Origin of the sequence: Methylobacterium variabile (genome assembly GCF_001043975.1) — a bacterium.
In the GTDB taxonomy this organism is placed as follows: domain Bacteria; phylum Pseudomonadota; class Alphaproteobacteria; order Rhizobiales; family Beijerinckiaceae; genus Methylobacterium; species Methylobacterium variabile.
In genome coordinates this window covers 1-24168 of sequence record NZ_LABY01000151.1, presented here as the reverse complement: position 1 = coordinate 24168, position 24168 = coordinate 1, and the positions used below count along the sequence as shown (strand labels likewise).

Genomic DNA, 24168 nt, shown 5'->3' with positions numbered 1-24168 from the left:
GAGATCCGGGATCCAGCACGAGAACTCGCGAAGCGTCCGCTCGTCTGCAGTCTGCAGAGCCGCTTCGCGGCACTTCCTCTGCTGGATCCCGGATCTCCTTCCACTGCGTTCCAGTCGTCCGGGAAAGGGGAGCCGGGAGGCATCCTCTCGGGCCTCTCCCCTGTGGGAGAGAGGCCCGTCGTCAGGCGCTCACGCGCCGCCGCACTTCTTCGTCTTGGTGTTGTAGTTGCCGCAATTCAGCTTGACCCAATCGGCCTCAAGCTCCTTCGAGCCCTCGAGCTGCTTCGACCACGCCTCGCCGGGGATCAGGCCGTCGGTCTTCCACACCACATCGAACTGGCCGTTGTCCTTGATCTCGCCGATGAAGACCGGCTTCGTGATGTGGTGGTTGGCCAGCATCTCCGAGGTGCCGCCGGTCAGGTTGTCCTGCTTGGTGCCCGGCAGCGCCGCGATCACCTTGTCGGGATCGGTGGTGCCGGCCTTCTCGACCGCCTTCACCCACATGTTGAAGCCGATGTAGTGGGCCTCCATCGGGTCGTTGGTGACGCGCTTCGGGTTCTTGGTGTAGGCGTGCCACTTCTCGATGAACGCCTTGTTAGCCGGCGTGTCGATCGACATGAAGTAGTTCCAGGCCGCCAGGTGGCCGAGGAGCGGCTTGGTGTCGATGCCGGCCAGCTCCTCCTCGCCGACCGAGAAGGCCACGACCGGGATGTCGGTCGCCTTGATGCCCTGGTTCGCCAGCTCCTTGTAGAATGGCACGTTGGCGTCGCCGTTGATGGTCGAGACGACCGCAGTCTTCTTGCCGGCCGAGCCGAAGCTCTTGATCGCGGCGACGCGGGTCTGCCAGTCGGACTGACCGAACGGGGTGTAGTTGATCGAGATGTCCTCAGGTCTAACGCCCTTGGCCTTCAGGTAAGCCTCGAGGATCTTGTTAGTGGTGCGGGGATAGACGTAGTCCGTGCCCTCCAGCACCCAGCGCTCGACCTTCTCCTCCTTCATCAGGTAGTCGACGGCCGGGATCGCCTGCTGGTTCGGGGCGGCGCCGGTGTAGAACACGTTGCGCTCGCTCTCCTCGCCCTCGTACTGGACGGGGTAGAACAGGATCGAGTTCAGCTCCTTGAACACCGGCAGCACGGACTTGCGCGACACGCTGGTCCAGCAGCCGAACACCGCCGAGACCTTGTCCTTGGCGATCAGCTCGCGCGCCTTCTCGGCGAAGAGCGGCCAGTTCGAGGCCGGATCGACGACCACGGCCTCGAGCTTCTTGCCCAGCACGCCGCCCTTCTTATTCTGCTCCTCGATGAGCATCAGCATGACGTCTTTGAGCGTCGTCTCGGAGATCGCCATCGTGCCCGAGAGCGAGTGCAGGATGCCGACCTTGATGGTCTCCTGCGCCGAGGCGACCGTCGTCGCCAGCGTGCCGAGCGCCAACCCGCCCGCGACCGCGGCGCGCGAGAGCCAACCCTTCCACGTCATGTTCATCGTCTCCCTGGGCCGATGCGGCCAGACGCTGTTCCGCAAGGGGCGTGCCAAGGCAGACGCGCGGAAAAGTTCCCGCGCGATCAGGCTCAAATTGTGGGCATCCGGTCTGATCGCGGTCGCACTGCCTGGTTTTCGTCAGCGGCACTGCCCGCTTGGGCAGCACTCTGCCCATGCCGACGCCAATGCCACGCTTGATCTCCCTCGGGTCGGTCGCTTCCGGTCCGGTCACGTGGGCTTGCGCTCGCGCGTGGAGGCAGGTGTCGATGGCCTCGGCGCCGGGATCGAGGTCCTTGAGCGGCGACCATACAGGGCGGCCGCTGGCCACGAATCGATAGCGGTCCAGCAGGGTTCGACTCAGGTCGAAGACGCGCGTCCCGGGCGTGCCCGAACGGATCGTCGGGAGGCCGGCGTGCGAGGCGCGTTCGCGGCACTTGATGGCGCGGCGTGTCCCGTGGGCGGTCCGGGTGCGGGCATGGAGGTTGAGGCGGCCGGTCGCGAGGAGGCCGGCCATGGCTGCGACCGCCTCTTGCGGGGCGGTCGCCAGGAGCACTCAGAACACCCAGAGCCGCTCGGGCGGGCATTCGAGCCAGTGCCGCCCGGGGCCGGTCCGCCGGTCGGAGACGAGGCGGATCGTCTGGTCGCCGCAGCGGAAGAGGTGCTCGAACTGGTTGCCGAGATAGATCGAGGTCTCGTACTCGGCCGGCACCCGGTTCTCGCCGGCGCCGTCGACGATGCGCACGGCCTCAATCCGGATCACGCCCTTGGTCTGGCTGCCGGCCTTCCCTCCGTCGGCGCCGGACCGGTCGACGCCCCACAGAGGCTGGCCGCCGAGCTCGACCAGGGCCCGCCCGGCGCGCCGCTCCCGGAGGGTGACCGAGAGGGTGTTGTTGGTCCCCATGAACTCCGAGGCGAACAGGGTCTCGGGCCGCTCGTAGAGGTCCTCCGGGGTGCCCGACTGGACGAGGCGCCCGCCGTCGAGGAGCACGACCTGATCGGCGATGGCGAGCGCCTCGGCCTGATCGTGGGTGACGAAGACCGCCGTGATGCCGCGCCGCTTGATGAGGGCGCGGATCCAGATCCGGGCCTCCTCGCGCAGCTTGGCGTCGAGGTTCGACAGCGGCTCGTCGAGCAGGATCACCGGCGGCTCGTAGACGAGGGCGCGGGCGATGGCGACGCGCTGCTGCTGGCCGCCCGAGAGCTGCGAGGGATAGCGCTCGGCCAGCGCGCCGAGGCCGACGCCGTCGAGGGCCGCCTGGACCTTCGGCTGCAGCTCGGCCTTCGACTGGCCGCGCAGGCGCAGGCCGTAGGCGACGTTCTCGAACACGGTCTTGTGCGGCCACAGCGCGTAGGACTGGAACACGAAGCCGAGGTCGCGCTTCTCGGGCGGCAGGTTGGTGCCGCTTCCCGCGTCGTAGACCGGGCGCCCGTCGATGCGGATCGCCCCGCGATAGGGCTCCTCCAGGCCGGCGATCGAGCGCAAGAGCGTGGTCTTGCCGCTGCCCGACCGCCCGAGGAGGCACACCACGGAGCCTTCCTCGAACTTCGCGTCGATGCCCTTGAGGATCTCGACGGTGCCGTAGCGGAGATGGAGGTCGTCGATGGTGAGCTTAGGCATGACGCTTGTTCCCGAGGGCGTACATCAGCCCGAGGCCGACGAGGATGAGGGCGAGGTTGACGGTGGAGAGGGCGGTGACGAGGTCGACGGCGCCGGTGCCCCAGAGCGAGACCAGGAGCGAGCCGATGACCTCGGTGCCGGGGCTGAGCAGGTAGACGCCGGTCGAGTACTCGCGGATGAAGGTCACGAAGATCAGCACCCAGGAGCCGATCAGGCCGGCCTTGATCAGCGGCAGGGTGACGTCGCGGCTGACCTGGGCGGGGCGGGCCCCGACGACCCGGCCGGCTTCTTCCAGCTCCGGGCCGATCTGGAGCAGCGAGGCGCTCACCAGACGCATGCCGTAGGCGAGCCAGACCAGCGTGTAGGCGAGCCACAGGCTGAACAGGGTCTGCCGCAGGGGTTGCAGGAACGGGGTGAACAGGAACACCCAGAACATCGCGAGGCCGGCGATCAGCCCCGGCATGGCGCGCGGCACCAGCACGAGGTAGTCCATCAGGCTCGTCCAGCGCGAGCGCCAGCGGTGGAGAGCGAGGTTGGCGAGGGCGTAGAAGCCCACCGACAGCGCGCCGCCGACCGAGGCGATGAGCAGGGTGTTGACGATGCCCCGGACCAGGTTCGGGTAGTGCATCAGCTCGCGGAAGTGGTTGAGCGTCAGGTTCGGCCAGATCGCCACGCCCTCGCCCCAGGTGGAGAGGAACGAGCGCAGCACCAGCGCGGTGACCGGGATCACCACGGTGAAGCCGAGCCAGGCGACGATCAGCGCGGCCGCCGGCCAGCGCCAGGCACCGATGGCGAGCGGCTTCTGGGCGCTCGCCTTGCCCTTGACCGCGACGTAGCGGTTGGCGGCGGCGAGCAGCTTGCGCTGCGTGTAGACCAGCGGCAGCGTCACGAAGATGATCGCCACGACGACGACGGCCATCAGGTCGTAGGACGGGGTGCCGAGCTTGTTCGTGAGCTTGTAGAGGTAGGTCGCGAGCACCAGGATCCGCTCGGGGTCGCCGAGCACCAGCGGCAGGCCGAACAGCTCGAAGCCGAGGAAGAACACCAGCACCGTCGCGTAGAGGATGCTCGGCATGATCATCGGCAGGCTGACGGTCAGCGCGACCCGTAAAGGCCCGGCGCCCGACGAGCGGGCGGCCTCCTCGACGTCGGAGCCGAGCGAGCGCAGGGCCGACGAGGCGTAGAGGAAGACGTGGGGCACGTGGGTGAGCCCCGCGATGAGGATGAGCGCGGTCTTCGAGTACAGGTACCAGGGGATGGTGCCGACGAGCCCCTTCACCCAGACGCTGACGATGCCGACCGGGCCGAGCGCCACGACGAAGCCGAAGGCCAGCACCACCGAGGACACGAACATCGGCACGAGCACGAGCGGCTCGATGAAGCGGCGGCCCGGCAGGTCGGTGCGGACGAGCAGGAACGCCATGATGCAGCCGAGCGGTACCGCGATCGCGGTCATGCCTGTCGCAATGATCGCCGAATTGACGAAGGCATCGCGAAAATCGTCCTCCTCGAACAGGACGAACTCGTAGGCCTGCAGGGTGAAGGTGCTCGACGGCTGGAAGAACGGGCCGCTGAGGAAGCTCTGATAGATGACCAGGCCCACGGGCCCGAGGATCATCAGCGTGGTCGCGAGGATGATCGCGATGCGGAACGGCTTGGACATCGGAGTCTCAGTTCGTTGACGCGAGCGTCTTCTGCCACTGCTTGATGAAGCGCAGCCGCGTGATCTGGTCGAGCTGGGTCAGCAGCTCGGGCCCGACGCGGATCGGCCGCAGGGTGACGTCGCGGGCGCCCGGCAGGCTGGTGATGCCGTGGGTGTCCTGCAGGTCGGTGCGCACCGAGGTCATCGCCTTCTTGGCGAGCTCGACCTGGGCCGCCTTCGACAGCAGGAAGTCGAGGAAGAGCTTGGCCGCGTTCGGGTTCTTGGCCTTCGCCGACACGAAGGCGATGCGCGACATCACCAGCGTGTAGTCCTTCGGCAGGACGTAGCCGAGGGCTGGGTCCTTGCGGTTGCGCTGCAGGACGTAGGAGCCGATCATGTTGTAGGCCAGCGTGTGCTCGCCCGAGACCACGCGTTCCATCATCGCCCCGGTCGAGGTGTAGAACTTGGCCCCGGCCTGGCCCATCGCCTTCACGGTGTCCCAGGTCACCTGCGGGCTGACCTGCACGTCCTGGGTGACGTACAGGAATCCGACGCCGGAACGCTCGGGGTCGTAGGACGTGACCTTGCCCTTGTAGGTGTCCTTCTTCTGGGTCAGGAGCTTGGCGAAGGCGGCGTGGTCACGCGGCACCTCGGCCTCGGGCACGAGGCGGCTGTTGTAGGCGAAGACGATCGGCTCGGCGGTGGTGCCGTAGGCCTGGTCCTTCCACTTGGCCCAGTCCGGCAGCGCGTCCTTCTCGGGCGAGGCGTAGGTCAGGGCGTAGCCGTCGTTGACGAGCTTGATCTGCAGGTCCATCGCCGAGGACCAGATGAAGTCCGCGGTCGCGCCGGCGGCGGCCTCGGCGACGTAGCGGCTGTAGAGCTCGGTCGAGTTCTGGTCGGCGTACTCGACCTTCAGCTTCGGGTAGAGCGCCCGGAACTGGGTCAGAAGATCGGACACCTCGGACGCATCGGCGGTGGCGTAGATCGAGAGCGCGCCCTCCTTGTGGGCGGCCTCGATGACCTGGCTGTAGGAGGCCGGATATCCCTGAGGAACGGCCTGCGCCAGGGCGGCGGGCGCACCCGCGATCATCAGGGCGAGTGTGGCGGTGAGCCGCGTCTTCATGCAATCCTCCCATCAACACGGTGCGTCTGCGCGCGCACCCGTCGATGAGGACGTTAACCCTCCGAGCTTTCATCATCCTGACAAGGAGACGGCGCGCGGCGGGCCTCGAGCGCGGCCGGTCCCTGACCCGGGAAACAATGGTCTAAGCGTGGGGGCGGCGCGAGCGGCCGGAACGCGCCGCGGGACGCGGAGGATGGACGACCGATGCGGATCCTGATCGTCGAGGACGACGAGGCCCTCGCCCGCGGCATCGTCGCGTCGCTGCGGCTCAGCGGGTTCATCGTCGATCACGAGGCGGGCGGGTCCGGAATCCTGCCGCTCCTGGGCCGCGAGGCCTACGCGCTGGTGGTGCTCGATCTCGGCCTGCCCGACGGGTCGGGCCTCGCGGTGCTGCGCGAGATCAGGCGGGCGGGCCTGACGGTGCCGGTGATGATCCTCACGGCGCGTGCGAGCGTGGACGACCGGGTCGCCGGCCTCGACCTCGGCGCCGACGACTACTTGGCCAAGCCCTTCGACCCGGCGGAGCTGGAGGCGCGGGTGCGGGCCCTGGTGCGGCGCGGACGCGGCCGGCCCGACCCGATCGTGACCTGCGCCGACCTCGTGCTCGACCGCGCGGGCCAGGTGGCGACCCTGGCGGGCCGCGTCCTGCCGCTGCGCAAGCGCGAGCTCGCGATTCTCGAATCGCTCATCACCCGGGCGGGCCGCGTGGTGACGAAGGAGCGCCTCGTGGCCGAGGTGTTCGGCACCGACGAGGAGACCTCGCCGAACGCGATCGAGGTCTACGTGGCGCGCCTGCGCCGGCATTTCGGCCCGTCCGGCCCCCGGATCGTGACCATGCGCGGCCTCGGCTACCTGATCGAGCCGGGCGGGCCCGAGGACGGCCGGTGAGGAGGCCGCGCGGCCCCGCCGCCCGGTCGCTGCGCGTCCGCGTCGCCGCCTACCTGATGGTCCCGATGGCGGCGCTCGCCGTGCTGCTCGGCATCGGCGGGACCTGGTTCGTCGGCACCTTCGCGACCAACGCCTACGACCGCGTGCTGGCCGGCGCGATCCTGTCCATCGCCGAGCGCCTCTCGGTGCAGGACGGCCAGGTGACGCTCGACCTGCCCTCCGCGGCCTTCGCCATGCTGTCGAACACCCAGCGCGACAGCATCTTCTACAGCGTCACCGACGACCGGGCCTTCGTGACGGGCTACCCGGACCTGCCGCTCCCCGAGCGCATGCCCCCGCCCGAGACGCTGGTCTACCGCGACGCGGTCTTCCGCGGCCAGCGCGTCCGCATCGGGGCGATGCTCAAGCCGATCTACATCACCCGGCACGCCGCCCTCGTCCAGGTCGCCGAGACCACGCACGACCGCGACCTGCTCGCGCGGCGCATGCTCCTCGCGCTCACGGCTCTGGGCGCGACGCTCGCCGGGATCGGCAGCCTGCTGATCTGGTTCTCCGTGCGGATGGGCCTGGCGCCCCTCGACGACCTGCGCCGGGAGATCGAGCACCGCTTCCACGGTCAGGGCCCGGTGCCGGCCGTCCCGGTCGCCGGCGTGCCGCGGGAGGCCCTGCCCTTCGTCGAGGCCCTGAACGAGCTCCTGTCCCAGCTCAACCAGGCGATGACGGTCCTGCGCCGGTTCACCGCGGACGCGTCGCACCAGCTGCGCACGCCCGTCGCCATCCTGAAGACCCACCTCCGGCTGCTCGACCGGCAGCCGCCGGGCAGCGAAGGCTGGCGCTCCTCGCGGGCCGACATCGACGGAGCGGTCGACCGCCTCGACCGGCTCATCACGCAGCTCCTCACTCTGGTCGTGTCGGAGGAGGGCGCGGCCCGCAGGGTCCAGGCGGCCGAGACCGACGTCGTCGCGCTCGCCCGGGACACCGCCCTCGACCTCGTCGGGGTCGCCCGGCAGCGCCGCGTCACGCTGTCCTTCGACGGCCCGGAGGCGCCGGTCACGATCCCGGCGGAGCCGTTCCTGCTCGAGGAGGCCCTGCGCAACCTGATCGACAACGCCATCCGGTACAACCATTCCGGCGGCCACGTCCGGGTCTCGGTCGCGACCGAGGCGGGGCCGGACGGTCCTTCCTGCCGCCTCGAGGTGGAGGACGACGGCCCCGGCATCCCGGAGGACCAGTACGGGCGGGTGTTCGAGCGCTTCCACCGCCTCGAGCGGCCCGGCGATCCCGGCGGGAGCGGGCTCGGCCTCGCCATCGTCCAGGCCTTCGTCGCGCGTCTCGGCGGCACCGTCACGCTCCACCCGGGCGCCGGCGGACGCGGCCTGCGGGCCAGGATCAGCCTCCCGCCCGGGCCGGGATCCGGCGCCGCGTAGGCGGCCTGCCCCAGAGGAGTTTCGGCCGGGCCCGCATCCACTTCGGCGGACGGCGCTCTAGATCTCCGCGCGGGCCGGCACGGTCGCGGGCCTTGAGGAGAGCCGGGGTGATCGAAGACCTCTGGTACAAGAATGCGGTGATCTACTGCCTGTCGGTCGGCTCCTTCATGGACGCCAACGGCGACGGCATCGGCGACTTCGAGGGACTGGAGCGGCGCCTCGACTATCTGCTCGGCCTCGGCGTCACGGCGATCTGGCTGCATCCATTCCAGCCCTCGCCGGGCCGCGACCACGGCTACGACATCGCGGATTACTACAGCGTCGACCCGCGCTACGGCACGCTCGGCGACTTCGTCGCCTTCACCCACGCGGCCAAGCAGCGGGGGATGCGGGTGCTGATCGACCTCGTGGTCAACCACACCTCCGACCAGCATCCCTGGTTCAAGGCCGCCCGCTCCGACCCGAACGCCCGCACCCGCGACTGGTACGTCTGGTCGAAGACGAAGCCGCCGCACGCCCACGAGGGCATGGTCTTCCCGGGCGTGCAGAAGAGCACCTGGACCTACGACAAGGACGCGAAGGCCTGGTACTTCCACCGCTTCTACGACTTCCAGCCCGACCTCAACACCGCCAATCCCCACGTCCAGGCGGAGATCCTGAAGATCATGGGGTTCTGGATCCAGCTCGGCGTGTCGGGCTTCCGGATGGACGCGGTGCCCTTCGTCATCGCCGAGAAGGGGCCGGAGGTCTCGGGCGAGCCGCGCGAGCAGTTCGACATGCTGCGGCTGTTCCGCGAGTTCCTGCAGTGGCGCCAGGGCGACGCGATCATCCTGGCCGAGGCCAACGTGCTGCCGCGCCAGGACCTCGACTATTTCGGCGACGACGCTGACCGCATGCACATGATGTTCAACTTCCAGGTCAACCAGGCCCTGTTCTACGCGCTCGCCTCCGCCGACTCCCGGCCGCTGGTGAAGGCCCTGCAGAAGACCTGGAACCGGCCGCCCTCGGCGCAGTGGGCGCTGTTCCTGCGCAACCACGACGAGCTCGACCTCGGCCGCCTGACCGAGAAGCAGCGCCAGACCGTCTTCCAGGCCTTCGGCCCCGAGCCCGAGATGCAGCTCTACGGCCGCGGCATCCGCCGGCGCCTCGCCCCGATGCTCGGCGGCGACCGGCGCCGGATCGAGCTCGCCTACAGCCTGATGTTCACCCTGCCGGGCACGCCCGTCCTGCGCTACGGCGACGAGATCGGCATGGGCGACGACCTCTCGCTGCCCGAGCGCGACTGCGCCCGCACGCCGATGCAGTGGTCGCACGAGCCCCAGGGCGGCTTCACGCTGAGCGACGCGCCGGAGATGCCGCCGATCCACGAGGGCCCCTACGCCTATTCCCACGTCAACGCGGCGGCGCAGCGCTGCGCGCCGGAATCGCTCCTCAACTGGATGGAGCGCATCATCCGCATGCGCAAGGAGGTGCCGGAGATCGGCTGGGGCGACTTCACCGTCATCGACACCGGCCATCCGGGCGTGCTCGCGCTCCGCTACGACTGGCGCAACAACGCGGTCCTGTGCCTGCACAACCTCGTGGCCGAGCCGCGGGAGGTCTCCTTCGCCACCGGGCTCGACGGCGACGGCCGCAACCTGATCGACCTTCTCACCGGCCAGCGCAGCCTGGCGGACGACGACGGGCGGCACTGCGTGCTGCTCGAAGGGTACGGCTACCGCTGGTACCGGGTGGGGGGCCTGGACTACCTGCTGCGGCGACGCGAGATCTGAGCGCCGGCCCGGGCGCCGGCGGGGGCGGGGTCGCGGCGCGTCCCGTCCCCCGGCGCCCCGCGCCGCTCAGGCACAGGCCTCGGGCGGTCCCCCCAGCGCCTCGAGCGCCTCGGCAGGCTCCCGTTCCGACCAGTCGGCCCAGACGACGTCCCGGTAGATCGGCAGGCAGACGCCGATCCTCCTGTATTCCGCGATCCGGTTGCGTACCGTGCGGACCGAGACGCCGAGCATCTTGGCGGCGTGGGTGCGGTTGCCGCGGCAACGGATGAGCGTCTCGATGACGAGCTTCCGCTCGGCATCCGCGAGGGTGATCGCTGGTGCCATGCTGGTCTCCTCCTGGTGACGGGGACCCCCGGTTGTTCTCGTTCTTGCGACCCGGAAAGGCTGCGCAATCACGGTTAACAGGCCGTTAATGGCGCCATCAGGCGGGTATGATGCAGGTTTTTGCTTGCCGTGCGGCACGATGATCCACCAGCAATACAATCGGTGCTCATCAGATGAGGGCGAGATATCGGCAGGACGAGCGGTGCCCCGCGCCGGCATTCGGGAGCCGCGCGGCGCGGACGCGGAATCCTGTCCTCTCGACGGCCCAGGATCGGGCGGGCCCTGTCCTCAGGCTCCCGCCCGCGAAGGCCGGCGACATCCGGGAGCGTGCCGCCGGCGCAGCCCGGTCCGGAGCGCCGGGACGGCGGCGGCGCTGCGCTCGTCGCTCCTCGTCTCGGTCACGCCGGCAGAGATCTTGCCCCCACGGACCCGCTCACGGGAGGCCGCAGCTCTGCGCTCCGCGATCCCCGCTCAGGGCACCAGCCCCGGGTCGATCGCCCGCGGGCTCTCCAGCCAGTGCGGCACCGGCAGGTCGCGGGCGCGCAGGAAATCCGGGTTGAACAGCTTCGAGGCGTAGCGGGTGCCGCCGTCGCACAGGATCGTCACCACCGTGTGGCCGGGGCCGAGGTGGCGGGCGAGCCGGATCGCCCCCGCGACGTTGATGCCTGACGAGCCGCCGAGGCACAGGCCCTCCTCCGCCAGCAGGCGGAAGACCAGCGGCAGCGCCTCGGCGTCGGGGATCGCGTAGGACAGGTCGGGCCGGAACCCCTCGAGGTTGCCGGTGACGCGGCCCTGGCCGATGCCCTCCGTGATCGACGAGCCCGAGGCCTTGAGTTCGCCGGTGGCGTAGTAGGGGTGCAGCGCCGAGCCGTCCGGGTCCGAGAGCCCGATCGTGACCCGCGGGTTGCGGGCGCGCAGGGCCGCCGCGATGCCGGCGAGCGTGCCGCCGGTGCCGGCCGCGCAGATGAAGCCGTCGACGCGGCCCCCGGTCGCCTCCCAGATCTCCGGGCCGGTCGTGGCGATGTGGGCCTCGCGGTTGGCGACGTTGTCGAACTGGTCGGCGAAGAAGGCGCCGCCGGGCTCGGTCGCGGCGAGGCGCTCGGCCAGGCGCTTGGCGACCTTCACGTAGTTGTTCGGGTTGGCGAAGGGCACCGCCGGCACCTCGACGAGGTCGGCCCCGGCCAGCCGCAGGGCCAGCTTCTTCTCCGCCGACTGGGTCTCCGGGATCACGATCACGGTGCGGTAGCCCCGGGCCGCGCCGACCATGGCGAGGCCGATGCCGGTATTGCCTGCCGTGCCCTCCACGATGGTGCCGCCCGGCCGCAAGGTGCCGGCGCGCTCGGCGGCCTCGACCATGAACAGGGCGGCGCGGTCCTTCACCGACTGGCCCGGATTCATGAACTCGGCCTTGCCCAGGATGGTGCAGCCGGTCTCCTCCGAGGCGCGCTTGAGGCGGATCAAGGGCGTGCCGCCGATCGCGGCGAGGACGTCGGGACGGATCATCGCGGGGCCATCCGGTGCGGAGCGGGCGGGCTGCCCGCTGGGGTGAGCGGTGATGCCGCGAAAGGGGGCGGGCGACAAGACGCATGAGACGTTGAAGGCAGGCCAGCGCTTCGCCGTAAGCCACGCCCCTTTCCCGGACGACTGCAGCGAAGCGGAAGGAGATCCAGGATCCAGCACAAGAAGTGCCGCGCAGCGGCTCTGCATGCTGCACCGTTGCGGACAAGCGGACGCTTCGCGACGTTTTTCTGCTGGATCCCGGATCTCCTTCCTCTTCGTTTCAGTCGTTCGGGAAAGGGGAGCTGCTGGAGAGACCGTCTGGGAGCAAATCTACGCCGGGAATGATGCCAGCGCTTCCCCGAACCCCGTTGTACATCGCGTTCAGTTGGCGGCTGCCTGGAATGCCTCCAGGCCGCGTTGACGGGACCGGCCGGAAATGTCAGCATTCCTGACATATCAGCGTGGTCCCGAGAGCCCGGAGGAACCGGCCCCCACCGCGCGAGGAGGAGGAACACGCGATGGGCCCTGCGACCACCCCGTCCCTTCGGTCGGTCAGCCTCGACGACAAGTACGATCTCTCCCGCGACCAGGTCTTCGTCACCGGCACCCAGGCGGTGATCCGGATGCTCCTGATGCAGCAGGCCCGCGACTGGGCGGCGGGGCTCAACACCGCGGGCTTCGTCTCGGGCTATCGCGGCTCGCCGATCGGCGGCCTCGACCAGAACCTCGTGCGCGCCAAGGCGGTGCTCGACAAGGCGGGCATCGTCTTCCAGCCCGGCCTCAACGAGGAGCTGGCCGCGACCGCGATCTGGGGTGCGCAGCAGGCCGAGATCCGGGGCGAGGGCCGCTACGACGGCGTGTTCGGCCTCTGGTACGGCAAGGGCCCCGGCGTCGACCGCTCCGGCGACGTGTTTCGCCACGCCAACATGGCCGGCACCGCGCGCCACGGCGGCGTGCTGGCGCTGATGGGCGACGACCACACGGCGGAATCCTCCACCGTCGCGCACCAGTCGGAGTTCCACTTCGTCGACGTGATGAGCCCGATCCTGAACCCGGCCGGGGTGCAGGAGATCCTCGATTACGGCCTCTACGGCTACGCGATGAGCCGCTACTGCGGCACCTGGGTCGCCTTCAAGTGCGTGAAGGAGAACATCGAGTCGACCGCGAGCGTCGACGCCCGCCTCGACCGGGTGAAGATCGTTCTCCCCGACGACTTCCTGATGCCGCCGGGTGGGCTCAACATCCGCACGCCGGACGGCATCCTGGAGCAGGAGGCCCGTCTCCAGGACTTCAAGCGCGACGCGATGCTGGCCTTCGTGCGCGCCAACAACCTCAACCGCATCGTGCTCTCGGGCGGGCGCCAGCCGAAGATCGGCGTCATCACGGTCGGCAAGTCCTACCTCGACGTGCGCGAGGCGATGGACGACCTCGGCCTCGACGAGGTCAAGGCCAACGACATGGGCCTGCGGCTCTACAAGGTCGCCTGCCCGTGGCCGCTGTCGCGGCGCGAGCTCGCGGATTTCGCAGAGGGCCTCGACCTCGTGATGGTGGTCGAGGAGAAGCGCTCGCTGATCGAGGTGCAGCTGCGCGAGGAGCTGTACGGCTCGGCCAACCAGCCGGTCTGCATCGGCAAGCGCGACGAGCAGGGCGACTGGCTCTTCCCGGTGAAGGGCGCGCTCGACCCCAACGACATCGCGGTGGCGCTGGGCGAGCGGCTGCTGCGCTACCACCGCAACGACGACCTCGCGGCCCGCGTCGCCCGCCTCAAAGGGGCGCAGGAGCGGCTGGCTGCCACCGCCGACATCGCGGCCCGGATCCCGCATTTCTGCGCCGGCTGCCCGCACAACACCTCGACCCGGGTGCCGGAGGGCATGCGGGCCTATGCGGGCATCGGCTGCCATTACATGGCGCAGTGGATGGACCGGGAGACCGACGGCTTCACCCAGATGGGCGGCGAGGGTGCGAACTGGATCGGCGAGAACGCTTTCTCGAAGCGCGGCCACGTCTTCCAGAACCTCGGCGACGGCACCTACAACCACTCGGGCTCGCTGGCGCTCCGCTGGGCCGTCGATACCGGCACCACCATCACGTACAAGATCCTGTTCAACGACGCGGTGGCGATGACCGGCGGCCAGCCGCACGAGGGCGGGCTCACCGTCGACCGCATCGCCGCGCAGGTGCGGGCGGAGGGCGTCGAGCGCATCGCCCTCGTCACCGACGAGCCGGACAAGTACCCGGCGACGGTCGCTTGGCCGCACGGGCTCACGATCCACCACCGCGACGAATTGGACGCGGTGCAGCGCGAGCTCGCCACCGTGCCGGGCGTCTCGGTGATGATCTACGACCAGACCTGCGCCTCCGAGAAGCGCCGCCGGCGCAAGCGCAACGCCTTCCCCGATCCCGACAAGCGGGTGATCATCAACGAACTCGTCTGCGAGGGCTGCGGCGACTGCTCGGTGCAGTCGAACTGCGTCGCGGTGCAGCCGGTCGAGACCGAGTTCGGCCGCAAGCGCCGCATCGACCAGTCGGGCTGCAACAAGGACTTCTCCTGCGTGAAGGGCTTCTGCCCGTCCTTCGTGACGGTGCACGGCGCCAAGCCCCGGACCGCGCCCCTGGGCGCCCCCGCGGCCGCGGGGGGCGACGCCCCGGATGTGGGCCTGCCCGAGCCGGCGATCCCTGAGATCGACGGCACCTACAACCTGATCGTCACCGGCGTCGGCGGCACCGGCGTGGTGACGATCGGGGCGATCCTCGGCATGGCGGCCCATCTCGAGGGCAAGGGCCTCGGCATGATCGACATGGCCGGCCTCGCCCAGAAGGGCGGCGCCGTGTTCAGCCACGTGCGCCTCGCCAACCGGCAGGAGGACATCCACGCCATCCGGGTCGGGGCGGGCGCGGCCGACCTGGTGCTCGGCTGCGACCTCGTGGTCAGCGGCAACCGCAAGGTGCTGTCCGCGGTCGCGAAGGGTCGCACCCACCTCGTCGTCAACACCGCCGAGGTGATGCCGGGCGAGTTCACCCGCCGGCCCGACTTCTCGCTGCCGGCCGAGCGGATCAAGCGGGCGATCCGCGAGGCCGCGGGCGCGGAGAACGCCGCCTTCATCGATGCGACGAGCCTCGCGGTCTCGGCGCTGGGCAATGCGCTCGCCGCCAACATGTTCATGCTGGGCTACGCCTGGCAACGCGGGCGGGTGCCGCTGTCGCGGGCCGCGATCCTCAAGGCGATCGAGCTCAACCGCGAGGCCGTGCCGATGAACCTCGCGGCCTTCGCCTGGGGCCGTCGTGCTGCCGCAGCGCCCGAGACGATGCAGGTCGTCGCGGCCCCGGCCCCGGACCTGGCGCCGGATCTCGACGGCGTCATCGAGAAGCGCGTCGCCTTCCTGACCGCCTATCAGGACGCCTCTTACGCCGAGCGCTACGCCGAGGCCGTGGCGCGCCTGCGGGCCCGGGAGGCGGCGATGGTCCCGGGCCAGTCGGCGCTCGCCGAGGCGGCCGCCCGCTCGCTCTTTCGGCTCATGGCCTACAAGGACGAGTACGAGGTCGCCCGGCTCTACACCGACGGCAGCTTCCAGGCGCAGGTCGCCCGCACCTTCGAGGGCGAAAACCTACGCTACGAGTTCCACCTCGCGCCGCCCCTGCTCGCCCGCCACGACCCCGCCACCGGCCGGCCGCGCAAGATGACCTTCGGCCCCTGGATGATGAAGGCGTTCGGCGTGCTCGCCCGGATGAAGGGCTTGCGGGGCACGGCCCTCGACCCGTTCGGCTACACGCAGGAGCGGCGGGAGGAGCGCCGGCTGGTGCAGGACTTCACGACGCTGCTCGCCGAGATCACCCGCGACCTCACGCCCGCCAACCACGCCGCGGCGGTCGGCCTCGCCGGCCTGCCTCAGCGCATCCGCGGCTACGGCCCGGTGAAGGCGCAGAACCTCGCGGCGGTGAAGGCCGAGGAGGCGGCGCTGCTGGCGCGGTTCCGCAGCAAGGAGGCGGCGATGGCGACGGCGGCGGAGTGATCGGGCGGAAGCCCGATCGGCTCCGGCACGACGGCCGATGCAGAAGCGCGGTCGTCCCGCTCGCGACCGGGGAGGCAAGGCCGCGCTGCCATGGCCATGGGGAGAGATCCGGTGAAGTCGCGATCTTCTCCCACGCGGGCAACGCAGTCACGCGTCGCCGTAGATGCATGATGCGACGTCCGCAGATCTGTTCGAACAAAGATAGAGCACTGCTCCCCTCTCCCGTGTGGGAGAGGGGCCGGGGGGGGTGAGGGTGACACGCTTCAGTGTTGAGCACTGAACGCCGTGCTGGCAGCTTTAGGCTGAGAGCCTGTTTGACCTGCTAGACAGTATAAACACCCTGTACGTCATTCCGGGGCCGCGCAGCGGAACCCGGAATCCAGAACCGCAGGACGCTCAGAATAGAGCGGAACGCATTTCGCCTGACTCGACATCGCCAGAGTTTCTGGATTCCGGGCTCCACTGCGCGGCCCCGGAATGACGTACAGGGTGTCAACTCTGTCGGATCTAATCAAACAGTCCATGAATACTTCACACGAAACCGTAACACCCTCGCGCGATCTTCGATCGCCCCTACCCCGCTCCCATACGGGAGAGGGAAGACACGCTTTGTTGGTTTCGGAACGGATCAAGCGGAGTGCGTATAAGCAGATCTCTCGGCAGCCGGGGAGATGTTGATTATTATATCCAGCACACGAAACCGCCGATCCGTGCGGAATGTGGCAGATTATTCCTTTTGATTACGAAAGTTTTTGAATATACCATCTTACAAGTGACGCCATTTTAGGCGATCGACTTCTCCGCAAAGCGCATTTTCGGTGCAGCGGCGCTCCCGTGGATGCTCCCTTCGCCGGCCCTGCCCCCACAACCCCGGAGGAAGGCGCACCGATCCGGAGGGCCGGCCGGGTCCCGCGGCGGCTGGCACGGCCCTTGCTCACACCCGTGAGCAGCGCAGAGCGAACGCTCTCATGGGTTGGCGTGCCCATTCCGAGGAAGACCGCCAGGTCGCTCCCGGCCCGGCTCGACCGCGTCCGCCCCCTGATCCCGGATGCGAGCGACCGGCGGCGTCGCTGGTGATCTCCCCCGTCTCGAGGCGAGACCTGCAAGGGCGGAGCGCAACATGTGTGAACGGGATGGACACTTCTTCCGGCGGTTCTCGCGCCGGGGTTTCCTGCAGGGCTCGGCGGGCGCCGCCGCCTCGGTGGCGTTGCCGGCCTCTCTCGCGGGCCTCGTCGGCCCGGCGGCGGCCGCGGCGGGCACCACCATCAAGGCGACCCACGGCTCGGGCTTCTGCAACCTCGGCATCTTCCTGGCGCAGGAGCGCGCCCTGACGAAGGCGGACAACGTCGCGCTCGACTTCGTGGTCACGCCCTCGAACACCGAAATCACCACGATGTTCGGCGCCGGGCTCGTCGACATGTCGATGATCCCCTACTCGAACTTCATGACGCTCTACGATGCCGGCGCACCGGTGCGGATCGTCGCCGGCGGCGGCGTGCAGGGCTGCATGATCGTGGCGCGGGAGGGCATCCGCTCCGCCGCGGACCTCAAGGGCAAGAGCTTCGGCACCTTCCAGGCCGACACCCTCGAGGTCCTTCCCTTCGACTACCTGAAGAAGGCCGGCCTGAGCTTCCAGGACGTCGACATGCGCTACCTCGACACCTCGCCGGAGCTGGCCCAGGCCTTCATCGCCGGCGCGGTCGACGCGATCTGCCACATCGAGCCCTACGCCACCCAGTGCCTGAAGTCGCGCAAGGGCGCGACCCTGCTCTCGGACGGCACCGACGTCTACGGTCCGGGCTACTCGGACTGCGTCCTGGCCGCCCGGATCCCGCTGATCGAGAAGAACCCGGCCGCCGTGAAGGCGGTGATCAAGGCGCTGTTCGTGGCCCAGAGCCAGATCGAGGGCGACCGCATGGCGGCGCTCAAGGAGACGGTCGGCAGCTACTACAAGACCACGATGGAGGCGGCCATCGACGCCTCCGCCAAGCAGCCGGTCTGCACGGACCAGCGCGGCCAGACCGACTTCATCCTGGCCCGCGGCCAGTCGATGAAGGAGATGGGCTACATCAAGAAGGCGCCGGACCGGATGGCGTTCGACTGGAGCCTCCTCGAGCAGGTCATTGCGGACAACCGCACCCTGTACGACGGCCTGAAGCTGAAGTCGGCGTGACGGCGAGGACCCGCGTCATGACCAGCGCCAACGCCGCGACCGGCCCGCTGCCGGTTCCGGCCGGGACCGCCCCCACGCCGCCGGCCGGCCCGAGCCGCCTTCACGCCATCCTGCGGGCGCTCGGCTGGGGCGCCCTGTCGATCGGCCTGTTCGCCGGCCTCTGGGAGGCCCTCTGGGCCGCGGGCCTCCTCAACCCGCTCCTGCTGCCGCCGCCGCACCTGTTCCTCGACGACATCGCCGGCACGCTGAAGTACTTCGACCGGGGAAACCGCGTCGGCAGCCGCGGCACCGGCGGCGTCCTGCCGCTCCTCGCCACCATCGGCTGGACGACGATGCGGGTGACGGTGGGGCTCGCCCTCGGCTTCGTCGGAGGCGTCCTGGTCGGCGCCCTCCTCCACTACGTCCGGCTGTTTCGCAACCTCGTCCTGCCGACCGTCCTGCTGCTGGCGCCGATCTCGCCCGTGGCCTGGCTGCCGGTGGCGATCTTCGTCTTCGGCATCGGCGACGTGCCGGCGATCTTCCTGGTCTTCATCACCCTGTTCTTCGCCATCGCCCTGACGACCAGCGCCCAGATCGCCGCCGTTCCGGAGAACTACCTCAACGTGGCGCGCATCATGGGGGCGAGAGGCCGGCAGACCTTCCTGCGGGTGGTCCTGCCGGCGATCCTGCCGGGCCTGTTCATGACCCTGCGGCTGAACCTGTTCGCGGCCTGGATGGTGGTGCTCATCGCCGAGGCGGTCGGCGTCGGCAGCGGGCTCGGGCAGGTCGTCTCGCTCGCCCGCTCGACCTTCAACGCGCGCCTGACCTTCTTCACCATGGCGATCATCGGGGTCCTCGGCTTCACCTTCGACTGGGCCCTGCGGCAGGTCCAGAACCGGATGCTGTGGTGGATCGCGCCGGGGGGCCAGGGCCGATGAGCGCGACCATGTCCCGCCTCCCCGCCGTCAGCCTGCGCGGCGTCGGCAAGACCTGGGCCTCCCCCGGGCGGTCGCCGGTGCGGGCGCTCGCCGGCATCGACCTCGACATCGCCGCGGGCGAGTTCGTGGTCTTCCTCGGCCCCTCGGGCTGCGGGAAATCGACCCTGCTCTACATGATCGCCGGGCTGCAGGCGGCGAGCGCCGGCACCCTGGAGGCGGACGGGATCCCGATCACGGCGCCCTCCGCCGAGCGCGGCCTGATCTTCCAGGAGGCGGCGCTGTTTCCCTGGCTCACCCTGGTCGACAACGTCGCCTTCGGCCTGTCGATTGCGGCGGTGCAGCCGCTGAAGCGGCGGGAGATCGCCGCCGAGATGCTGCGGCGGGTGGGCCTGGGCGACATGCTGGACAAGAAGCCGGACGAGCTGTCCGGCGGCATGCGCCAGCGCGCCGCCTGCGCCCGGGCGCTGGCGATGCGGCCGCGGGTCCTGATGATGGACGAGCCCTTCGCGGCCCTCGACATCCAGACCCGGGCCAAGATGCAGGACTTCCTGCTCCAGATCTGGCGGGACAGCGGCGCCTCCATCATCCTCGTCACCCATTCCATCGACGAGGCCGTGGCGCTGGCCGACCGGGTCGTGGTGTTCACCGCCCGGCCCGGCCGGGTGAAGACGATCGTGCCGGTCGACCTGCCGCGGCCGCGCAACCCGCGCGACCCGCGCTTCCACGCCCTGCGCGACCACTTCCAGGATCTCCTGGCCGACGAGGTCGACCGCGCCTTCCTGGAGCAGGAAGCCGGCTGAGGCGGCCGGACGCCGCACCACCACGAGACGAGCCGTGCCCCGGGGCCGGCGCCGCGCGGCCGGCCCACGGCCGCGCGCAACCCTCCATCGCTCACGCTGACGGGAACATCATGACAGAGATCATCGTCGAGGCCCGCACGATCGTGACGGGCGTTCAGGACCGCCACACGCCCGCCATCGTCGAGGGCGGGGCCGTCCTGGTGCGGGACGGCGTCATCGTCGAGGTCGGGGCGCCGGAGACCTTGCGCGCCAAGGCGCCGGGCGCCGCCCTGCACCGCTACCCCGAGCACGTGATGCTGCCGGGCTTCGTCAACAGCCACCACCATGTCGGCCTGACGCCGCTCCAGCTCGGCTCCCCCGACCACGCCCTCGAATTGTGGTTCGCGACCCGCATCCCGGCCAAGCGCATCGACCACACCCTCGACACGCTCTACTCGGCCTTCGAGATGCTGGCCTCGGGCGTCACGACCGTGCAGCACATCCACGGCTGGATGGCGGGCGGCTACGACGCGGTGCACGAGGCCGCCGGCAAGGTGCTCGGCGCCTACCGGCAGATCGGGATGCGCGCCTCCTACTGCTACGCGGTGCGCGAGCAGAACCGGCTCGTCTACGAGGCCGACGAGGCGTTCTGCGCCCGCCTGCCCCAGCCCCTCGGGGGCCGCCTGATGGAGCACCTGAAGGCGCAGGCGATGCCGTTTGCGGATTTCATGACGCTGTTCGAGGCGCTCCGGGCCGAGAACGAGGGCCAGCGCCTCACCCGGATCCAGCTCGCGCCGGCCAACCTGCACTGGTGCAGCGACGAGGCCCTCCTGAAGATCGACGACGCGGCGCGCCGCCACGGCGTGCCGATGCACATGCACCTGCTCGAGACCGCCTACCAGAAGGAGTATGCCCGCCGGCGCACCGGCAAGACGGCGGTCCGCCACCTGCACGACCTCGGCGTGCTCGGGCCGCACATGACCCTCGGCCACGGCGTCTGGCTGACCGCCGAGGACGTCGACATCGCGGCCGATACCGGCACCTGCATCTGCCACAACTGCTCCTCGAACTTCCGCCTGCGCTCCGGGGTCGCGCCGCTCAACCTCTACGAGGCGAAGGGCATGACGGTCGGGATGGGCCTCGACGAGGCCGGCATCAACGAGGACCGCGACATGCTGCAGGAGCTGCGGCTCGTCCTGCGCGCCCACCGCACCCCCGGCATGGACGACGCGGTGCCGACCTGCCCGCAGGTGCTGCGCATGGCCACCGAGCACGGCGCCAAGACCACGGCCTTCGGCGAGAGCATCGGCCGCCTCGATCCGGGCCGGTTCTTCGACGCGGTCCTGATCAACTGGCGCACGGCCACCTATCCCTACCAGGATCCGGACATCCCGGTCCTCGACGCGGTGATGCAGCGGGCCAAGACCGGGGCGGTCGACGCGGTCTTCGTCGACGGGGAGATCGTCTACGCCGACGGGCGCTTCACGAAGGTGGACCGGGACGCCGTCCTCGCCGAGATCGCCGACATCCTCGACCGGCCGCGCAGCCCCGAGGAGGTCGCGCGGCGCGAGCTCGGCCTCGCCGTGACGCCCCACGTCAAGGCGTTCTACGACGGCTATCTCGGCGACGCGCCGCGCCAGCCCTACTACGCACCGTCGTCCCGCGTGTAGAACGGTGTCCGGACGTCGTCGTCCGGACATCCACGCCACCCGCGGAGAATCGGGCATGAAGGACTTTCCGGCCGCCTATCAGATCAGCGAGGGCTCGGCCCTGGCAGTCGACCGGCCGTTCTACGAGCGGATCGCCGCCGAGGCCGGCGGACGCACGCTCGTGGACGCGTTCACCATCCCGATCCGCACCGGGCGGGCCTGGAGCGTGCCGGCGGGCCACGTCTTCCGCGTCGTGGCGCCCGAGGGGCCGCAGGTCGGCGACCTCAACATCTGGAACCGGCACGACCCGCGCGAGCGGCTGTGGGCGGCGCGCACCCGCCAGCTCCAGGGCGCCCACGTCTCGACCTTCGACCGTCTGTGGTCGACCCTGCCGTTCCTGCGCCCGCTCGTCACCATCACGGCCGACACGCTGGCCGGCTACGGCACCGACGAGTACGGCGGCCGCGTCCACGACCTGCTCGGCACCCGCTGCGATCCGTACGTCAACAAGCTGCTGACCGGGCAGGACTTCCACTTCCACTGCCACTCGAACCTGGTCCGCGCGGTGATGCCGTTCGGCCTGACCGAGTTCGACGTGCACGACGTGCTCAACGTGTTCCAGGTCACCGGCCTCAACCACGACGACCTGTATTTCATGCGCGACTGCCCGGCGAAGGCCGGCGACTACCTCGAGTTCTTCGCCGAGATCGACTTGCTCTGCGCCCTCTCGACCTGCCCGGGCGGCGACCTGTCGGTGCCGCTCTGGGGACCGGAGGCCCGCGACCCGATCGACGTCTGCCGGCCGCTCAGCGTCGAGGTGTACCGGCTGGCGCCGGAGCTGACGCAAGGCTGGCAGAGCCCGAGCGTCGCGCCATATCGCGGCCAGCACGGGCTCCACGCCGAGAAGGGCTGGTGGGACAAGGCCTAGCGCAGGGGCAGCGCCAGGCAGACCGCCACCAGGATCACGCCGTAGGCGACGACGCGGAACATCCGGTCGGAGGCGAGGCGAAAGCCGTGCGATCCGACGGCGAGGCCGAGTCCGTAGGGCAGGAGCAGCGGCAGGGCTTCCGCGAAGCGGGGGCCCGACAGCACCCCGCTCGCCGTGAACACGACGCCTGAGACCAGGGTCGAGAGGCCGAAATACGCCATCAGGTTGTCGCGCACCTGGGCCCCCGAAGCGCGCTGGCTGGCGAGCCAGAACACCGCGAGCGGCATGCCGCCGAGCGCGGCAAAGCCGCTCGCGAGCCCCGAGGCGCCGCCGGTCGCGAGCGAGAGCGGCAGCGAGGGGGCGGTCCGGTAGCGCCAGCCCGAGACCAGGGCGGCGAGCGCCAGCAGGATCGCGCCGGCGGTGACCCAGCGGGTCACGTCCGGATCGAGCCGGGTGAGGAGCCAGACGCCGACGGGCAGCAGGGCGGTGGATCCGACGAGCAGGGGGATCACCTCGCGCCAGGTCGCCCGCGGAGCGGAGCGGACGCCGAACCACAGCGAGAACGGCGCATCGACGACCCAGATCAGCCCGACCGCCGCCGCCGGCCCGACCGCGGCCGCCGCGACCGGCACGAACACCATCGCGAAGCCGAAGCCGGTGAAGCCGCGCACCAGCCCGCCGACCAGGGCGGCGAGGAACAGGGTGGCGGCCCGGGCATCGAGGGGCAGGAGCGCGGCGAGGTCGACGGGCATGACGTCACCACGCCCGCAACGGCTACGGTTCGTCAAGAGGTTCGCCGCAAGGGTGTTCACGGAACGTCCCACGGTAGCGGCGCGGCGGTTTCCCGGCTAAAGCCCTGCGCTCTTCGCGCCGGGACGGATTCGCGGCATGTTGCGGCGGCCGCCTGCACCAACGGCAAGGACACTCGAGCGGCGATGAGCGAACCGATCCGCATCCTCGGCATCGATCCGGGCCTGCGCCGCACCGGCTGGGGCCTGATCACCGTCACGGGCACCCGCCTCGCCTTCGTGGCGAGCGGCACCGTGACCTCGGACGGAAACGACGACCTCGCCACCCGCCTGCGGACCCTGCACGAGGGCCTGACCAAGGTGGTCGCCACGCTGCTTCCCGACGAGGCGGCGGTGGAGGAGACCTTCGTCAACAAGGATGCCCAGGCGACCCTGAAGCTCGGCCACGCCCGCGCCGTGGCGCTGCTGGTGCCGGCGCTCGCCGGCCTGCCGGTAGCGGAATACGCCGCCAACCTGGTGAAGAAGACCGTGGTCGGCGCCGGCCACGCCGAGAAGGACCAGGTCGGCGCCATGGTGCGCTTCCTCCTGCCGAAGGCCACAGCCGACACGGCGGATGCGGCGGATGCGCTGGCAGTGGCGATCACCCATGCCAGTCACCGGGCGGCGCGGGCGCGGGCGGCGACCCACGCCGCGGCGGCGGGGCCGGCGGCGGCGCGGATCGCCCGGGCGGCGGCGCGGGGATGAGGGGAACGTCGTCGAAGGGCGGCTGACCAGATGCCGCCAACGGTCCTGACACCCTCCGCGTCACCCCAGGGCCGCGCGGCGGGGCCCGGGATGACCCTGTGGGGTGGAAGCGCCGGGCTCGATTCCAGCTCGTTCGGCCCATGCAGGCGCCGCACCCTGACACGGCCCGCTGCGCCGGAATGTCCGTCCCGGGCCCCCATCCTCCGCCCAGGGCAATCGGGTGAAGTGTCATGGGGCAACGAGCCTGACGAGGTAGTCGTCGTCCCAGCCTGCGGTTTTGAGGGCGAGGCGCATGGAATCCTTTCCTTTTTTGCGGGCTGCGACGTTCACCGCGATGTGGCGGACCGTCAGCATGTTCTCCGGAGCATGAGCGGTGCGGATGCGGGACTGATCGTCGTGGAAGGTGACGTCGAGGATCCAGTGCAGTCCGTTCTCGATGGCCCAGG

Annotated in this window: 17 protein-coding genes and 1 pseudogene; 10 read left to right on the top strand and 8 right to left on the bottom strand. The window is 70.1% G+C overall.

The genetic code is table 11. The annotated features are described in order from the left end of the window. Window positions 1–189: 189 nt before the first annotated feature. From urtA to VQ02_RS20700, 4 genes are all read right to left on the bottom strand, one after another. Window positions 190–1476: an urea ABC transporter substrate-binding protein gene (urtA, locus tag VQ02_RS20715; RefSeq protein WP_048446120.1), complete on the bottom strand. Its 1287-nt coding sequence runs from the start codon at window positions 1474–1476 to the stop codon at window positions 190–192. Between the two features lie 556 nt (window positions 1477–2032). Continuing rightward, window positions 2033–3097, bottom strand: coding sequence for an ABC transporter ATP-binding protein (locus VQ02_RS20710; RefSeq protein ID WP_048446108.1), 1065 nt, complete (start codon window positions 3095–3097; stop codon window positions 2033–2035). Next, window positions 3090–4760, bottom strand: coding sequence for an ABC transporter permease (locus VQ02_RS20705; RefSeq protein ID WP_048446107.1), 1671 nt, complete (start codon window positions 4758–4760; stop codon window positions 3090–3092). Before VQ02_RS20705 ends, VQ02_RS20710 begins: the two co-directional genes overlap by 8 nt. 7 nt (window positions 4761–4767) lie before the next feature. Continuing rightward, window positions 4768–5862, bottom strand: coding sequence for an ABC transporter substrate-binding protein (locus tag VQ02_RS20700; protein WP_048446106.1), 1095 nt, complete (start codon window positions 5860–5862; stop codon window positions 4768–4770). Between the two features lie 204 nt (window positions 5863–6066). On the opposite strand from VQ02_RS20700, the gene VQ02_RS20695 reads away from it, so the two are divergent. The 3 genes from VQ02_RS20695 to VQ02_RS20685 all read left to right on the top strand — a co-directional run bounded on the left by VQ02_RS20695 (window position 6067) and on the right by VQ02_RS20685 (window position 9949). Further along, window positions 6067–6750 carry a response regulator gene (locus VQ02_RS20695; RefSeq protein WP_048446105.1) on the top strand — a complete coding sequence of 228 codons (684 nt, stop codon included), beginning with the start codon at window positions 6067–6069 and terminating at the stop codon, window positions 6748–6750. Then, entirely contained in the window at window positions 6747–8177 is a 1431-nt protein-coding gene (locus tag VQ02_RS20690; protein ID WP_053080475.1) for a sensor histidine kinase, read from the top strand. Before VQ02_RS20695 ends, VQ02_RS20690 begins: the two co-directional genes overlap by 4 nt. A gap of 107 nt (window positions 8178–8284) precedes the next feature. Beyond that, the gene (locus VQ02_RS20685) at window positions 8285–9949 is read left to right on the top strand and encodes an alpha-amylase family protein (RefSeq protein ID WP_048446104.1); all 1665 of its coding nucleotides are present in this window, start codon (window positions 8285–8287) and stop codon (window positions 9947–9949) included. A gap of 66 nt (window positions 9950–10015) precedes the next feature. Here the strand turns inward: VQ02_RS20685 and VQ02_RS37370 are convergent, their stop codons facing one another. Together VQ02_RS37370 and VQ02_RS20675 are read right to left on the bottom strand one after the other, a co-directional pair. Further along, window positions 10016–10273 carry a helix-turn-helix domain-containing protein gene (locus tag VQ02_RS37370; protein WP_048446103.1) on the bottom strand — a complete coding sequence of 86 codons (258 nt, stop codon included), beginning with the start codon at window positions 10271–10273 and terminating at the stop codon, window positions 10016–10018. A 471-nt stretch (window positions 10274–10744) separates the two neighbouring features. Further along, window positions 10745–11776 (bottom strand): cysteine synthase A, encoded by a 1032-nt coding sequence (locus tag VQ02_RS20675; RefSeq protein ID WP_048446102.1) that lies wholly within the window; start codon window positions 11774–11776, stop codon window positions 10745–10747. Window positions 11777–12291: 515 nt separating this feature from the next. Here VQ02_RS20675 and VQ02_RS20670 point away from each other — a divergent pair. From VQ02_RS20670 to VQ02_RS20645, 6 genes are all read left to right on the top strand, one after another. Beyond that, window positions 12292–15783, top strand: a complete 3492-nt coding sequence (locus VQ02_RS20670) for an indolepyruvate ferredoxin oxidoreductase family protein (RefSeq protein ID WP_048446101.1) — start codon at window positions 12292–12294, stop codon at window positions 15781–15783. Window positions 15784–16903: 1120 nt separating this feature from the next. After that, a complete protein-coding gene (locus tag VQ02_RS20665; RefSeq protein WP_048446100.1) occupies window positions 16904–17956 on the top strand; it encodes an ABC transporter substrate-binding protein in 1053 nt (350 codons plus the stop codon). Window positions 17957–17973: 17 nt separating this feature from the next. Next, on the top strand, window positions 17974–18873 hold the full coding sequence (locus tag VQ02_RS20660; protein WP_053080474.1) for an ABC transporter permease: 900 nt from the start codon (window positions 17974–17976) through the stop codon (window positions 18871–18873). Between the two features lie 8 nt (window positions 18874–18881). After that, window positions 18882–19673, top strand: coding sequence for an ABC transporter ATP-binding protein (locus tag VQ02_RS20655; RefSeq protein WP_048446099.1), 792 nt, complete (start codon window positions 18882–18884; stop codon window positions 19671–19673). A 110-nt stretch (window positions 19674–19783) separates the two neighbouring features. Further along, entirely contained in the window at window positions 19784–21322 is a 1539-nt protein-coding gene (locus tag VQ02_RS20650) for an amidohydrolase family protein (RefSeq protein WP_048446098.1), read from the top strand. Between the two features lie 55 nt (window positions 21323–21377). After that, window positions 21378–22229, top strand: coding sequence for an urea carboxylase-associated family protein (locus VQ02_RS20645; RefSeq protein WP_048446097.1), 852 nt, complete (start codon window positions 21378–21380; stop codon window positions 22227–22229). Here the strand turns inward: VQ02_RS20645 and VQ02_RS20640 are convergent. Further along, on the bottom strand, window positions 22226–22981 hold the full coding sequence (locus VQ02_RS20640; RefSeq protein WP_048446096.1) for a TSUP family transporter: 756 nt from the start codon (window positions 22979–22981) through the stop codon (window positions 22226–22228). The two genes, VQ02_RS20645 and VQ02_RS20640, sit on opposite strands and share 4 nt — an antisense overlap. A 183-nt stretch (window positions 22982–23164) precedes the next feature. Between VQ02_RS20640 and ruvC the strand changes: the two genes are divergently transcribed. Continuing rightward, complete coding sequence (gene ruvC / locus VQ02_RS20635; RefSeq protein ID WP_048446095.1) at window positions 23165–23722, top strand: crossover junction endodeoxyribonuclease RuvC; 558 nt, start codon at window positions 23165–23167, stop codon at window positions 23720–23722. A gap of 228 nt (window positions 23723–23950) precedes the next feature. Here ruvC and VQ02_RS38300 read toward each other — a convergent pair. Then, window positions 23951–24168: pseudogene (locus VQ02_RS38300) on the bottom strand (ISAs1 family transposase); the annotation flags it as partial.

Excerpts from the sequence above, each read along its gene's own strand:
- VQ02_RS20660 (WP_053080474.1), top strand. The coding sequence starts at position 17,974 with ATGACCAGCGCCAACGCCGCGACCGGCCCGCTGCCGGTTCCGGCCGGG.
- VQ02_RS20665 (WP_048446100.1), top strand. The coding sequence starts at position 16,904 with ATGTGTGAACGGGATGGACACTTCTTCCGGCGGTTCTCGCGCCGGGGT.
- VQ02_RS37370 (WP_048446103.1), bottom strand. The coding sequence starts at position 10,273 with ATGGCACCAGCGATCACCCTCGCGGATGCCGAGCGGAAGCTCGTCATC.
- VQ02_RS20640 (WP_048446096.1), bottom strand. The coding sequence starts at position 22,981 with ATGCCCGTCGACCTCGCCGCGCTCCTGCCCCTCGATGCCCGGGCCGCC.
- ruvC (WP_048446095.1), top strand. The coding sequence starts at position 23,165 with ATGAGCGAACCGATCCGCATCCTCGGCATCGATCCGGGCCTGCGCCGC.
- VQ02_RS20650 (WP_048446098.1), top strand. The coding sequence starts at position 19,784 with ATGACAGAGATCATCGTCGAGGCCCGCACGATCGTGACGGGCGTTCAG.
- VQ02_RS20695 (WP_048446105.1), top strand. The coding sequence starts at position 6,067 with ATGCGGATCCTGATCGTCGAGGACGACGAGGCCCTCGCCCGCGGCATC.
- VQ02_RS20705 (WP_048446107.1), bottom strand. The coding sequence starts at position 4,760 with ATGTCCAAGCCGTTCCGCATCGCGATCATCCTCGCGACCACGCTGATG.
- urtA (WP_048446120.1), bottom strand. The coding sequence starts at position 1,476 with ATGACGTGGAAGGGTTGGCTCTCGCGCGCCGCGGTCGCGGGCGGGTTG.
- VQ02_RS20670 (WP_048446101.1), top strand. The coding sequence starts at position 12,292 with ATGGGCCCTGCGACCACCCCGTCCCTTCGGTCGGTCAGCCTCGACGAC.
- VQ02_RS20655 (WP_048446099.1), top strand. The coding sequence starts at position 18,882 with ATGTCCCGCCTCCCCGCCGTCAGCCTGCGCGGCGTCGGCAAGACCTGG.
- VQ02_RS20710 (WP_048446108.1), bottom strand. The coding sequence starts at position 3,097 with ATGCCTAAGCTCACCATCGACGACCTCCATCTCCGCTACGGCACCGTC.
- VQ02_RS20675 (WP_048446102.1), bottom strand. The coding sequence starts at position 11,776 with ATGATCCGTCCCGACGTCCTCGCCGCGATCGGCGGCACGCCCTTGATC.
- VQ02_RS20645 (WP_048446097.1), top strand. The coding sequence starts at position 21,378 with ATGAAGGACTTTCCGGCCGCCTATCAGATCAGCGAGGGCTCGGCCCTG.
- VQ02_RS20700 (WP_048446106.1), bottom strand. The coding sequence starts at position 5,862 with ATGAAGACGCGGCTCACCGCCACACTCGCCCTGATGATCGCGGGTGCG.